Source organism: Romboutsia sp. Marseille-P6047 (assembly GCF_900604535.1).
GTDB lineage: Bacteria > Bacillota > Clostridia > Peptostreptococcales > Peptostreptococcaceae > Romboutsia_E.
The window spans coordinates 277,922-291,404 of the sequence record NZ_UWOT01000003.1 but is presented as its reverse complement, the minus strand read 5'-3'; the positions used below and the strand labels follow the sequence as shown (position 1 = coordinate 291,404).

Here is a 13,483-nt window from a genome sequence, read left to right as displayed (position 1 = left end):
CTCTAATAATATTGTATTAGTTTTATTTTTATAATCTAAGTTAGACAAAAAAAGGTTGTAATTGATAATTTCAACTACAACCTTTCTATCTATTCTAATTTTAAATTATTACAAATAGGTCTTCTGGTTTAGATTTTATTATAATGCTAGCCAATTCTTGTCTTAATAACAAAAGTTTTTCTTGATCTTCTACTTTCATAGAAATATTTTCTGCTTTACATTTATGTGACAACTTTGAATATGCTATAAATTCTTCTGGTATTATTCCTTCTTTTAAATATAATTTAACTAATTTATCATCATATCCTATCTCAAAATAATATCTACCGCCACCAGGTGCAACTTGACCTAACTTATCATCAGAATATGCAAGATCTAATCTTAAATTATTATGTGTTTTTACACGCATAACCATTTCTGTTGCATCTATTATACCTCTTCCATTTTTTCCTATTCCGCTATAAAAACTAAATCTGCCTCTTTGTGGTATTTCATTACAAAGTCTTGGAAAAGTCATCAACATTATTTTAAATGCTAAAGCTGCTCCACCTATCATTTCTCTACCATGATATTTTAAAATATCATCATAAGTTATCTCTATAATATCATTTTTATCTTTTACTATAACCTTTTCTTGTGTCATTTGTATTCACCTACTATTTTATAAAAAGTTCATCTGTATTAACTTCTTCTTCTATCATTCCAGTTTTAAACATAAAGTCAGCTACATTTTGAAATGCCTTACGGTCTTCATCTGTAATTTCTATACTAAAATCATATTGCTTGTACATTTCTTCAACTGCAGATTTATCTAAATCAAGTTCATTAGCAACTATTTCCATAGTCTCATCGTAGTTTTCATTTATATATTTAATAATATTTTCTTGACCTTTAACGAATAGTTCAACTTCTTCTTTATGTTCATTATAGAAATCTTCTCTAACTGCCACTGCTATTACTGCATCTGTTAATCCTTTTCCGTTAGTAACTAAGTTGTAACCCTGTTCTTTTGCTTTATATGCAGTAGGTCCTGCAAGTAATGCTACATCAATACTTTTTCCATCTAAGGCTGCCTTTGCATCAGGTATAGCCATATTTACATAATTAACATCATCTATACTCATTCCAGCTTCTTCAAGGTATGCTATTAATAATTGATGTAAGTTAGTTCCAACTGGTCCTGCTATCGTTTTACCTTTTAAATCTTCTGCTGATTTTATACTTTCATCAAGTGAATACATACAAAATGCTTCTGGTGATCTACTGTACATATTTAATATTTTTATATCAGCATCGTTTGCTGCTGCTAAAACTACTGAAGTTCCTCCAACTGCATATAATATATCAACATCTCCTGAAGCTAATGCTTGAGTTTGGTCTGAGCCTGATGTTATTTCGGCATACTCAATAGCTATATCTTTACCATTTGCACTAAACTCATCTGCAAATATATTTTTATTCTTTTGTATTATACTCGGTACATTCAGCGGTGAAGTAACATGTGTTATTACTAGCTTATCTAAACTAGACTCTTTTGTTGCTGAACATCCAGCAATTGATGTCATCATCATTCCTGCAGAAAATATTGCTGTTAATTTCCTTTTTATTGATTTACTTAATTTCATAAATTTCTCCTCCACTGTTTATGTTTCTTTAATTAAATAACTTTTAAGTCATCAATTATTTGCTTTTTTAAATTGACAAATTTATCATCTAATAAATCTCTTGTACTACTTTTTTCATCAATTTTATATTGAGATTTAATAATTCCTTGTTCTAATACTACAATTTTGTCACCAAGAATAAGAGCTTCATCGATACTATGAGTTACAAATAAAATTGAACATTTTAATCTGTTATGAATTTTTAATAATTCCTTTTGCATTTGTTCTCTTGTAAAGTAGTCTAATGCTGAGAAAGGCTCGTCCATCATTATAAGGTCTGGGTCATATGCAAATGCTCTTGCAATAGATACCCTTTGTTTCATTCCACCTGATAATTGACTGGGATATGCACTATAGAATTTCTTAAGTCCCACAGTTTCAATAATTTCATCAACTCTACTGTGGTCTACTTTCTTATTATGTATGCCAAATGTTACATTAGATTTTACATCTAGCCATGGCATCAATCTATCTTCTTGAAAAACATATGCTGTCTTTTTTGAGTTATACCCTAGAATTTCTCCTTGGTCAAATTCTTCAAGCCCTGATACAAGTCTAAGTAATGTAGTCTTCCCACATCCACTTCGACCTAGAATTACTGTTATCTTATTTGCTGGTATATTTAAATTTATTTCATTTAAAACCTTTATACTTTCTTTTTCAACAGTATAAATTTTACTTACATTTACTAATTTAATTCCATCCATTTTTATCTGATCCTTTCAAAGCTTTATCGATTATAAGTGCAAATAATCTATCAGTTATATAACCAACTACACCTATTACTAAAATACCGACTATAACCTTATCTGTTCTAGACATTTGCTGAGCAAATAAAATCATATGACCAAGCCCTGATGATGCTGCAATCATTTCTGCACTTATTATAGACCTCCAACTATATCCTAATCCTATCCTCATTCCAACTAATATATCTGACATAGCATATGGAAGTCTTATCTTAAAAAAGCTTCTTGACTTTGAATATCCGTAAACCTTACCAACTTCTAATAATTTTTTATCACAACTTATAAATCCCTTTACTGTATTTAAATATATTGGGAAAAATGAAGTTAAAACTATTATTCCTATCTTAGTTGTTTCACCTATACCAAACCATAAGATTAAAAGGGATATCAAGCTTAATGGTGGTACATTTTTTAAAAATTGAACTATATTCTCATAGTAATCATTGTATTTTGGAAAAATAACTCTCACCATTGCTAATATAAATGCAAATAAAGTTGCTATGAAAAATCCTTTTAAAACTCTTATATAACTTATATAAATATCTTCAAAAATTTCTCCAGACAATATCATTTTAATTAGGCTATCTAATACCTTTTCTGGTGAAGGTAAAATATAAGAACTAACAAATTCCATCTTAGTAACTATAGCCCATATTGCAATTAGGATTATGGCAGAAATTGATGTTTTTTTAATTTTACTGCTATTCATTTATTAACACTCCATCTCCATTATTGCATCCATTTGTACAATAAAGCATTTCAACTAAGTCATCTTCCTTATGTAACTTATTTTTAAAGTAATCTTTTATATTTTCTTTTCCTGAAATACTTCCTACTTTTACTTCTAAGGACTTAAAGTAACCTGGAGGAATAGGACTTTTATCAAGTAGTTTTACTTTAATCATTTCATGTAAATTTAAATTCTTTATAAATTCTTTCCAACTTACGAATACTGTATCTTCTAAATTCTTTTTGTTTCCATATAAAGCTAAACTTTCACATGGCGTAGTAATTACTTTCTTCTTTCCTTTTAAGTCGCTTCTATTTGCGATTTCTATACCACAATGTATTAGAATTGGATCAATTTGAGGAATAAAAACATCACTCTCATTTATATATTCATCAATAGTATCTATAGCCAAAGGACATCTTTTATCTAGAAGTGTCTTTTCTGTTGATTTAAGAGCTTCATTATACTTTTCTTTTACAATCTTATGCCAATCATTTTCAACTTCTATCCTTAAGTAACCATTGTTAAGTAATAACTCATCTAGCTCTTCTTTTATATACATATTGTCTACAACTGGGTTTATAAAAATATATTTCATAGCTGCCTCCCTTCTCTCATCGTCTATATTTCTATTTATAGATACTGATTATAAGATTATCAATAGCTTATATACTATTGATAATCTTATAATTTGAATTTCAAAATATATTATATAGCATTTGATATAGATAATCAATATCATTTTTATATATAAATATGCCCTATATCGCTCTTATTATAATTTATACATAAAAGCAGATATAGAGCATATTTCCTATATAATTAAATAGTCTAAATATACGTTTTCATATAAAATATTATTCTAAGCTACATTTTCTTCTACAGCTTTATTTCCTCTTATTTCTGCAGCTGTAACTATTTTATAGTTCTTAAATATTTTATATCCTATGAATCCTGCTATTGCTGATAATACAGCACATACTACAGCAGCTATTACAACCTTTACTGGTGGATTGTAAGCAAATGATACCGCAAGACCTGCTATTGCAGTAGCTGTTCCTGGTGAATTATTTACTAATCCCATTAATGCAACTACAACTCCACATGCAGCTCCACCTATAAAGTTAGTAACATATATTGGTATTGGGTTTGCAGATATTATATCTGCTTGTGTTAAAGGTTCTATAGCAACTGCTATATTGTCTTCTCTTGAACCAAACTTCATTTTTGAGAAGAATACATAGTTCATGAAAGTAGATCCAAATACTGATAATGCACCTATTGCCATTGGCACACCACTTAATCCTATCATAGCTGTTAAAGCCATAGAAGAAAGAGGAGCTGTAGCAACAACTGTTATTAATCCACCTAATACAATTCCCATTATTATTGGTGATGAACTAGATGCAGATGTTAAAACTGAACCTATAGTTCCTAATGTACCATCAACTAAAGGACTTGTTACATCCCCTATTAAGTATGCTAATGGTGCTGCAACAACTATTATAACTATTAAGTCTAAACCTGCTGGTACCTTTTCTTCTAAGTACTTAACTACAAATGCTACTAAATAACCAGCTATAAATCCTGGAAGTATTTTGAAGTTTAAGCATGTTAAACCTATTAATACAGCATACACTGGTGAAACTCCCATTGATATCGGTACTAATATTCCCGCAGCAACTCCACCTAAAGAACCGTTGGCTGCACCTGTATTATAAAATAAATCTAAGTTTAATATGTCTCCAAAGAATGAGTAGTTAATAGCCTCAACTAGGAAACTTGCACAGGCAGCGTTTGCAAGACCACCCATTGCCTTCATACCTTTTGGTGCTTTATAACTAAATAAAGTAAATAAAGCTAATACTAGTAACAGTAATCCTGTTCCCGTTAAAATGTCTTTCATAAAAAATCCTCCTAAATAGTAAGTAATATTAATACTCCTCTATAATAACGACAAAAAAAGACATATAAGGTCCACTTTTTAAAATTTGTTTAATAAATTTTATATTTTTTATTTTAACTTTTTTTATCATTTATTATGATATTATTCCTAATTAATAAGTCTAATTGCTGAGTTAACATCTTTTTTGTACATCCATTTATAGCTCTTTGTAATTCTCCGAATCTAATTTTATTATTTTTAATTTCCCATATTATTATAGCTACCCATTTTTTACCTAATATATTTTATCTTTATTAAGATAGCAATGATAATATTTTTCGTCAGCTTCTATAACTAACAATTCATCATTTATAATTATTTCATTTATATTTCCATCTTCTACTTCACATACTGTATATTGATTTTCATTTCCAAAACTTAAATAAGCCTTATCTTCTTTTGGCTCATATCTAAATCTTACCTTAGAATCGCTTAGTTTTAATTCAGTATCTTCTAATTTATGTTTTATTATTATATCCGTATACTCATTCTTAGTAAGCACTTCTTTTATTTTATAAGTTAATTTATTATTCATATTATGTATACCTACCTTATTTTTAATTATGTATTTACTATAACAAGATTAAGTTAAAGCCTCAATTAGGTACTTTTTTGTAACTAGTTTATGAGTTATTAAATTTATATTATATGTAAATATTAATTTAATAACCTATTTGTGCCTAATATGAATTATTTATAAAGTAGAAAACTCATATCTAATTATAGATATGAGTTTTTATTTTGATAATACATCTAAATTTATAAAATTCTATTCATGATTTAAAATTTATATACAACTTTATTAATTTTTCTTCCTATTGTTTATAAATATACCTAATATAGATGTTAATCCTAATCCAATTCCCCCTAAGACACCTGCATCTCCTGTTTGTGGATTATCATTACTTACAGAATTTGATCCATTTAAACTGTTTCCACTCTCTGGTTTCTCAGTTGCATTATTATCATTATTACTTTCTTGGTATTTATCGTCAACTGGTACATCATCTGGTAATGTAACTGGTGTATCTGTAGTATCAACTGGTACATCATCTGGTAATGTAACTGGTATAGCTTCCCATTTAGCATAATAAGTTGTATTTAATTTATCTAAAATAGAAGCTTTATCTCTTGTTATTGTTTGTTCAACTTCCCAAGATACAAATTTGTACCCATATCTTGTAGGATTTTTTACTATTAGTAAACTATTTTCTATTTCTTTGTCTATATCAGCTTCATTGATACTTCCTAATACATTTGTATTAAAAAGTGAACAAGTTTTTTCACCATTTTCAAATACTCCACCATTCGCATTTAATGTTGGACCTACTGGTAAACAAGCATCTGCTGTATAATCGTATTCTCTTAATCTCCTATCTTTAGTAATAACTAATAACTCTTTTTCAAAATCAGATAAATTATGTTCAATAATATCATTACTATTACTAGCAACACTAATATGCTTTGCAAACATATGATTTGTTTTAACATTATTATTTAAATTAAAACTAGATAAATCTAAAATAGTAATATTATCTAAACTCGCAAACATAGCTGTCATGTCTGTTACTTTGGATGTGTCAAATTCATTTAAATATAAATTATTTACTCCACTATTACAAAACATAAATGACATATCTGTTACTGATAGTGTTTTAAATGTACTACCAAGTACTATCTCTTTTAAATATTCTGTATTACGGAACATTCCCTTCATATTTTTTACATTTGAAATATCAAAACTGCTTAAATCTACTTTCTTTAATAAACTGTCGCTAAACATATATGACATATTTTCGACATTTGAAGTATCAAAACTACTTAAATCTATATTTTCTAAAGAAGCGCAATCTTTGAACATATTATTCATAAGACTTACTGATTTTGTTGTAAACTCACCACCAAACTTTATATCTGTTAATTCACTACATCCTATAAATAAACCTGTCATATTAGTTACTTTTGATGTGTCTACTCCACTTAAATCTACACTTTTTAATGAAGTACAGTCCTTGAACATATTATACATATTAGTTACATTTGGTATCTGTAGTCCATTTAATTTTACACTTTCTAAATTATTTAATCCACTAAACATACTCGATATGCTTGTTACTTTAGATGAAATTTTTAATCCACTTAAATCTACACTTTTTAAAGTATTACATCCGCTGAATGTATTTGATATATTTCCTACACTTGAAAGATCTGCTCCACTTAAATCTACACTTTCTAAATTATTACATTCACTGAATGTGTTTGATATATTTTCTACACTTGAAAGATCTGCTCCGCTTAAGTCTATACTTTCTAAATTATTACATCCACTAAATATATTTGACATATTATTTACATTGGAAGTATCTAAGACTCCTAAGTTCACACTTTTTAATGAAGTACATCCACTAAACATCATTTCCATACTGGTTACATTATTTGTCTCTAGCCCACTTAGGTCTATACTTGTAAGCGCTATACAATCTTTAAATATACCTTTTAATGAAACAGGTGTTTGTACCTTCTCACCATTATCTGATTCTTCAAATGTTATACTAGTTATTATAGATTTTTTATTTGGATCTGAAAAACATTTTTCACCTCTTAACTTAACCTTTTTACCTCCAACTTCGGCTGGTATGACAATATCTTTATTTGTACCAATATATTGTTCTAAGAATACAATACTTGGGTCACTAGAATATATTTTGATTTCCCAATCTTTTTCTAATTCTTCCAAAGTTATTGATTTACTCATTTCTTTAGTAAATATTTGCTCTTGAATATCTTCATTTTCAACAGATATTTCCTCAGTGCCTAATTTATCTTTGCTAATCACTTCTTCTTTATCACTTATTTCCTCATTATCTTCTACTTCAATGACTTCTTCTATATATTCTTTAACTACTTCTTCATTGATATCTGAGTCTAATTCAATTGCGTAAGCTAAAGTAGATACATTAGATGTAACTAGAGTAATTGTTAATGCAGTAGCAGTTCCAACATTTTTTAATTGATGTGTTTTCTTACCATTTACGTTTCTCATATAAGTTTTCCTACAAAAATAATAAACTTCTATATTTTACATTTTTACTTTATACCAGCTATAATTTGTGTTTTATTTTCTATTGTTAAAATAGCTTAGTATTAAAATATTTTATTTTGTAAATCCTATCATATTCTTACTTTTTTTCCTTATATTGCATGTTAATGGTAATATTTTTGTTGTAATTAGTAAAATTTTGTATTAATTATAATTATTTGAATTAATTAAATTGTATTTTAATTTATTATAAATTTTATAATTCTATAATTTTTCAAATTTAAATTATAATCCTACTTTATACTTATCTTTTTAAATAAAATAAGGTAGGTTTAGCATTTTCTGCTATACCTACCTTAACTATGTATATATTTCTATTGATTTAATTACATATTCACTATAATAAATTTTACAACTATCTCTAAAATTATAACTTTAGTTTCTAAAATTTAATATATTAAATATATATATCAGAAAGGATTTATTAACTATTTCATGTGAATTATATTCTTTATATTCTCTATTATCTATATTAATAGGTAAATCCACTATAAATTTAGTACCTTCATTTAATTTAGTACCTTCATTTAATTTAGACTCTACACTTACCTTTCCATCATGTAAGTCTACAAATGATTTAACTATAGATAAACCTATTCCACTTCCTTCATTTTATCTAGTCATAGTATTATCCAGTCGAACAAATTTATCAAATATTTTCTGTGAATTACAATTTTCAATACCTATACCATTATCTTCTACTACAATCCTTAATATATCATTCATCTTTATCAAATTAACGCTTATAATACCTTCATTCTTTGAAAATTTAATTGCATTAGATAATAAATTAAGTAATACTCTTTCTATCTTATTACAATCAATATTCATCATAATTTCTTCATCTGTAGTATCAAATATAACTTCTAAATTTCTCGCTTTTATATATGGAAGTATTAATGTTACAACACTTTCTGAAAGTTCAACTATATTTACTTTATCTAGATTTAAAGTTATGTTTCCAGATTTACATTTATCTATATCGATTATGTTATTTACCAATCTTAATAGTCTATTACAATTATCATCTATAAGCTTTGCACTATCCTCTTTTAATATAAAGTTATCTTTATATTTATTAGATTTTGTAAGTTGCATTACAGATGTTATAACTGTAATTGGTGTTCTTAGCTCATGAGTTATATTGGATATAAAATATGATTTTAATCTATTAACCTCTTTAGATTCATTTATAACACTTAAGAGCTCTTTTTCATATTTTATTTTATACATAATGTAAAATATCAAAGTAATAATTATACTAATTAATCCAGTTGTGAATACCAAAATAGGGATACGTACGTCTTTATTTTTAAGTATATATTCATCGGATCATTTATAATTATTGAACCTTTAGGTAGTCCTTCTTTTTTATTTTAAACTCTTTCATTGTCTTATAATCAAATATATACTCATTTGCATTATCATTATATATATATATAATTCATTTGCATTTTTGCCTTCTAATATTGCTTTTGTTATTTCTCCAGCTTTTTACCTTGTTTATAATGATTAATGACTTTTCCCCCTATACTACCACTACCGATATTATATCCTAGAGTGCTATATATGGGTACATTGCTAGTATATCCTTTAATTAGTTTAGTTACTTCTTTATGTCCTATCAAATAATCATTTTCAAAATTATTTGGATAAATAGTTATAATTCCATCTTCACTATTTAAAGTAGATAATATTTCTTTAAATTCATCAATACTCATATCATTAGTTTCAATTGTATTAATACTTAATTCTATGTTTCTATAATATTCCTCATCTTCTAGAATAGTTGCCCTGTCTAAAACACTTAAATCCTCTGTTATAATATATATTTTTCACATCTTTATGAAGTTTAGTAATTAGTTCTATATTTGCACCTAAAGATTCAGATTCTCTTACACCAGATACTAAGTCATATTTAAGTTATTCTTCTATAAGCTTTATATTCTCTATTACTAAAAATACTATAGGTATACCTTTAAATATATCATCTCTGTATCTAACCGCAAATTCCAATGCTTCATCGTCTCCTACAATAATAGATTGAAATTTTTCATAATTGCTTATATTATACTTTAGTAAGTTATAAAAATCTCTTTCATTATTTTCATTTCCTACTATCTTAGAATCCATGTATTCAATCTTAAGATTTATATCTTTCCCTATGCTATCAGTAATTCCATTTACTTGGTCATTAAAACTAATAAAATTTGGATTATATGAACTAATAAATAATATATCATCTTTTTCTAATAAATAAGCTTTCTCTACATTAATAAATATTAAAAATAAGATAGTTATAAAAGTATAAATTCGATTTATATATGTATGCATATCTGTCTCCTTAATTCCCTATCAGTATGTACCCCAATTTATAGTTTTATCAATTTTTTTGATATATTATAGTATCTTATAAGTAAGATTTACATTTTCGTATGACATCTTTCAGCATTTATCGATTTTTGAAAAGTTTTATATCTATTTCCTTATACATAAATTACTTGATTTTATCTGATATCTATCCAACAAAATATTAGTATAATTTAATATATAAAAAGCTGTTATAAATATCATATCTGTAACAGCTTTTATTTTTATTTATTTTCTATATATTGTTTCCAGTCACCATCTTTAACCGGAACTAATTTATCATCTTTATTATAATCTGCTAATGGATTATATTCATAGTAATACGCTTTTATAACAGTTCCTTCTGCAATCTTTACATTTACAACTTTTCTGTTATATTCATTTTCACTTTCCTTACCTTCTTCATAAGCTTCTAACTCATCAAGTTCATCTAATACAGATTCAAAATCTTCAAATGTCATTAATTCTCCAACAACTTCTCCATCACCTGGAACTACTGCTGGATATCCTTTATTTTCTATATAGAATAAATCTCCACTTATTGTTCCTTTTATACTTTCTTTAACTTTACCATCTAAATAAGTTTTATAGTTGAACATATCACTTCTTAAACTTCCATATACAAATACTCTTTCAACTTTTATATTTTCCATATATGATTTCCAGTCACCATCTTCAACTTCTATTAATTTGTCATCTTTATTATAATCTGCTGATGGATTATACTCGTAATAATATGCTTTTTCTATGCTTCCATCTTCAAGTGTTACATCTATAACTTTTCTATTATATTCATTTTCATTTTCTTCACCTTCTACATATGCTTCTAGTTCATCTAACTCCTTTAATGTAGATTCAAAATCTTCAAATGACATTAACTCTCCTATTACTTCTCTATCACCTGGAACTACTGCTGGATATCCTTTATTATCTAAATGGAATAATTCCCCTTTAACTGTAGCTTTTTTGTTTTCTTTAACTTTGCCGTCTAAATAAACATCATAATTAAACATGTCACTTCTTAAGCTGCCATAAACAAATACCTTATCAATATTTTCAGTTTCATCTTTAGAAGTACTACATCCAGTTAAAGTTAGTATAAGTGCTGATAATAAAGTTCCTAATAAAATCTTTTTCATTATCATTCCTCCAAATTTATTTTTATCTGTATAAGTTCAGCTACCTTAAATATTTAGGATCTATATATATATTTTTGTTTTTCTAAATATTAAGTTAAATATAGCTTTACTATAATATATTTCATAAAATAACAAATTATACCTGATATGTCAATATTACTACCTGATATATAAGAAATGTATTTCTATCTCTTACTATAATCCCTCGTAATTTACTTCATAGTTGCCTAAAAAAATCTGAATTTGACTATTATAATTTTTAGTATTAAAAATATCATTATATAGATCAAACTCTATAATATCATCAATTCTTATATTATTTTCCTTTATATAATCTGATATTTTTTTTATACATTGTTCCTTATTTTCTGTATCATAAACCATTGTTAAGTATCTTCCTTTTGGCAATATTTTTATGCTTTCATCATTTTTTATGTCTTTATATTCTTCAATTATATTGAATACATATTTAGACTCTGGACTTATATTATCATTTATTTTATATATAATCCCTCTTTGCACAGATACATTTATATTTTTTTCTAAAATTAACTTATCTAAATCAGAATAATAAAGTAATTCATTCAAACTACCTACCTCCTTACAGGGTAGAACTATTATATAACGTGTTTCAAAATATTTAATTGCTATTTCATTTTTATATACTATTTCTTTAGATAGTTTTATACTTGTCTTTAGAGTATCTATATTTTCAATTACTTTGTTCATCTTATTTATATTTTCTTTAGCTTCATGTTTTTTTATTTCTAAAAATTCAAGTAATTCATCTGTATCACATCGTTGAAAAATTTCTTGAAGTTCTTTTATACTTATTCCCAATAATCTGCATCCTTTTATAATATCTATATATACAAATTGATCTATAGAATAATGTCTATATCCCGAATATTCATCAATGTACTTTGGAATTAAAATTCCCATTTTATGATAATATCTTAAAGCTTTTATTGTTATGCCTTTAATTTTAGAAACTTCTCCAATAGAAAATATTTTTTTCATTTTTATTATTTCCTCTTAAATTTTAAATTTTATTGACTCTACCCTAAGGGTAGATATTATTATCATCATTATACAATAATTGTTGTATAAATATAAATTAAATGAAAGGATCTTTTTACTGATATGAACAAAGTAATATACAGAGATTTATTAGAATCTGATTACGAGACTATCAAAGAATTAATTGGAGAAGCTTTTGGATTTTATGATTTTATTAAAGATGAAGCGTTATTAAATATTGTATTAAGTGGGTATCTTCAAGAATGTATTTTAGATACTTCTTTTTGTAAGGTCGCTCAAAAAAATGGTAAAGTAATTGGTTTTATTTTAGGTAGTGCTCTGAATGATAAGACCCGTGTAATTAATTCTGTTAATAATTTTAATTTTGACATTAGTTCTATTAAATCAATAATGAATAACAAAACAAATCATACTTTAATTAAAGAATTCTTAAAAATTCAAAATACATATAAGGAAGTTCTAAAAGACAAAGAATGTCAATTTCAAGGTTGTATTCAACTATTTATAGTATCAAAAGAATCTAGGGGACTTGGTATTGGTAAAGCTTTAGTTAAGTATTTGTCTGATTATATGAAAAGTATGAATGTAAAATCTTTCTACCTATTTACAGATAGTAGATGTAATTATGGATTTTATGACAGCCAAAACTTCAGTAGAATAAATGAAAAGGAAGTATCATTAGATTATCTGAATACTAAATTAAATGTATTTTTGTATGGATATGAATTTTAATAAAATCATTATA

At 26.1% G+C, this 13,483-nt stretch carries 14 protein-coding genes and 1 pseudogene; 1 reads left to right on the top strand and 14 read right to left on the bottom strand.

Annotation, left to right across the window (positions count from 1 at the left end; all coding sequences use genetic code 11):
• Positions 1–100 precede the first annotated feature (100 nt).
• From EIH23_RS05000 to EIH23_RS04930, 14 genes and pseudogenes are all read right to left on the bottom strand, one after another.
• Positions 101–643 carry a hypothetical protein gene (locus tag EIH23_RS05000; RefSeq protein ID WP_122639121.1) on the bottom strand — a complete coding sequence of 181 codons (543 nt, stop codon included), beginning with the start codon at positions 641–643 and terminating at the stop codon, positions 101–103.
• A 13-nt stretch (positions 644–656) separates the two neighbouring features.
• Positions 657–1,625: an ABC transporter substrate-binding protein gene (locus EIH23_RS04995; RefSeq protein WP_122639120.1), complete on the bottom strand. Its 969-nt coding sequence runs from the start codon at positions 1,623–1,625 to the stop codon at positions 657–659.
• 32 nt (positions 1,626–1,657) lie between these two features.
• Positions 1,658–2,371, bottom strand: coding sequence for an ABC transporter ATP-binding protein (locus EIH23_RS04990; RefSeq protein WP_122639119.1), 714 nt, complete (start codon positions 2,369–2,371; stop codon positions 1,658–1,660).
• The gene (locus tag EIH23_RS04985) at positions 2,358–3,122 is read right to left on the bottom strand and encodes an ABC transporter permease (protein ID WP_122639118.1); all 765 of its coding nucleotides are present in this window, start codon (positions 3,120–3,122) and stop codon (positions 2,358–2,360) included. The genes EIH23_RS04990 and EIH23_RS04985 overlap by 14 nt, the downstream gene beginning before the upstream one ends.
• The gene (locus EIH23_RS04980; protein ID WP_122639117.1) at positions 3,115–3,741 is read right to left on the bottom strand and encodes a hypothetical protein; all 627 of its coding nucleotides are present in this window, start codon (positions 3,739–3,741) and stop codon (positions 3,115–3,117) included. The genes EIH23_RS04985 and EIH23_RS04980 overlap by 8 nt, the downstream gene beginning before the upstream one ends.
• A 264-nt stretch (positions 3,742–4,005) precedes the next feature.
• Positions 4,006–5,049, bottom strand: coding sequence for a PTS sugar transporter subunit IIC (locus EIH23_RS04975; RefSeq protein ID WP_122639116.1), 1,044 nt, complete (start codon positions 5,047–5,049; stop codon positions 4,006–4,008).
• 113 nt (positions 5,050–5,162) lie between these two features.
• Complete coding sequence (locus EIH23_RS17080; RefSeq protein ID WP_334294985.1) at positions 5,163–5,276, bottom strand: winged helix-turn-helix transcriptional regulator; 114 nt, start codon at positions 5,274–5,276, stop codon at positions 5,163–5,165.
• Between the two features lie 47 nt (positions 5,277–5,323).
• Positions 5,324–5,623, bottom strand: coding sequence for a hypothetical protein (locus EIH23_RS04965; protein ID WP_122639115.1), 300 nt, complete (start codon positions 5,621–5,623; stop codon positions 5,324–5,326).
• Between the two features lie 267 nt (positions 5,624–5,890).
• The gene (locus EIH23_RS04960) at positions 5,891–8,131 is read right to left on the bottom strand and encodes a BspA family leucine-rich repeat surface protein (protein ID WP_122639114.1); all 2,241 of its coding nucleotides are present in this window, start codon (positions 8,129–8,131) and stop codon (positions 5,891–5,893) included.
• Between the two features lie 432 nt (positions 8,132–8,563).
• A pseudogene (locus EIH23_RS04950) lies at positions 8,564–9,421 on the bottom strand (sensor histidine kinase).
• A 245-nt stretch (positions 9,422–9,666) separates the two neighbouring features.
• Entirely contained in the window at positions 9,667–9,909 is a 243-nt protein-coding gene (locus tag EIH23_RS04945) for a hypothetical protein (RefSeq protein WP_122639111.1), read from the bottom strand.
• Positions 9,910–10,111: 202 nt separating this feature from the next.
• Complete coding sequence (locus EIH23_RS04940) at positions 10,112–10,522, bottom strand: hypothetical protein (RefSeq protein ID WP_122639110.1); 411 nt, start codon at positions 10,520–10,522, stop codon at positions 10,112–10,114.
• A 260-nt stretch (positions 10,523–10,782) separates the two neighbouring features.
• Entirely contained in the window at positions 10,783–11,697 is a 915-nt protein-coding gene (locus EIH23_RS04935; protein WP_164488990.1) for a gamma-glutamylcyclotransferase family protein, read from the bottom strand.
• Between the two features lie 195 nt (positions 11,698–11,892).
• Complete coding sequence (locus EIH23_RS04930) at positions 11,893–12,717, bottom strand: MerR family transcriptional regulator (protein ID WP_122639108.1); 825 nt, start codon at positions 12,715–12,717, stop codon at positions 11,893–11,895.
• A gap of 123 nt (positions 12,718–12,840) precedes the next feature.
• On the opposite strand from EIH23_RS04930, the gene EIH23_RS04925 reads away from it, so the two are divergent.
• Entirely contained in the window at positions 12,841–13,470 is a 630-nt protein-coding gene (locus EIH23_RS04925; RefSeq protein WP_122639107.1) for a GNAT family N-acetyltransferase, read from the top strand.
• The last annotated feature ends 13 nt before the right edge of the window (positions 13,471–13,483 follow it).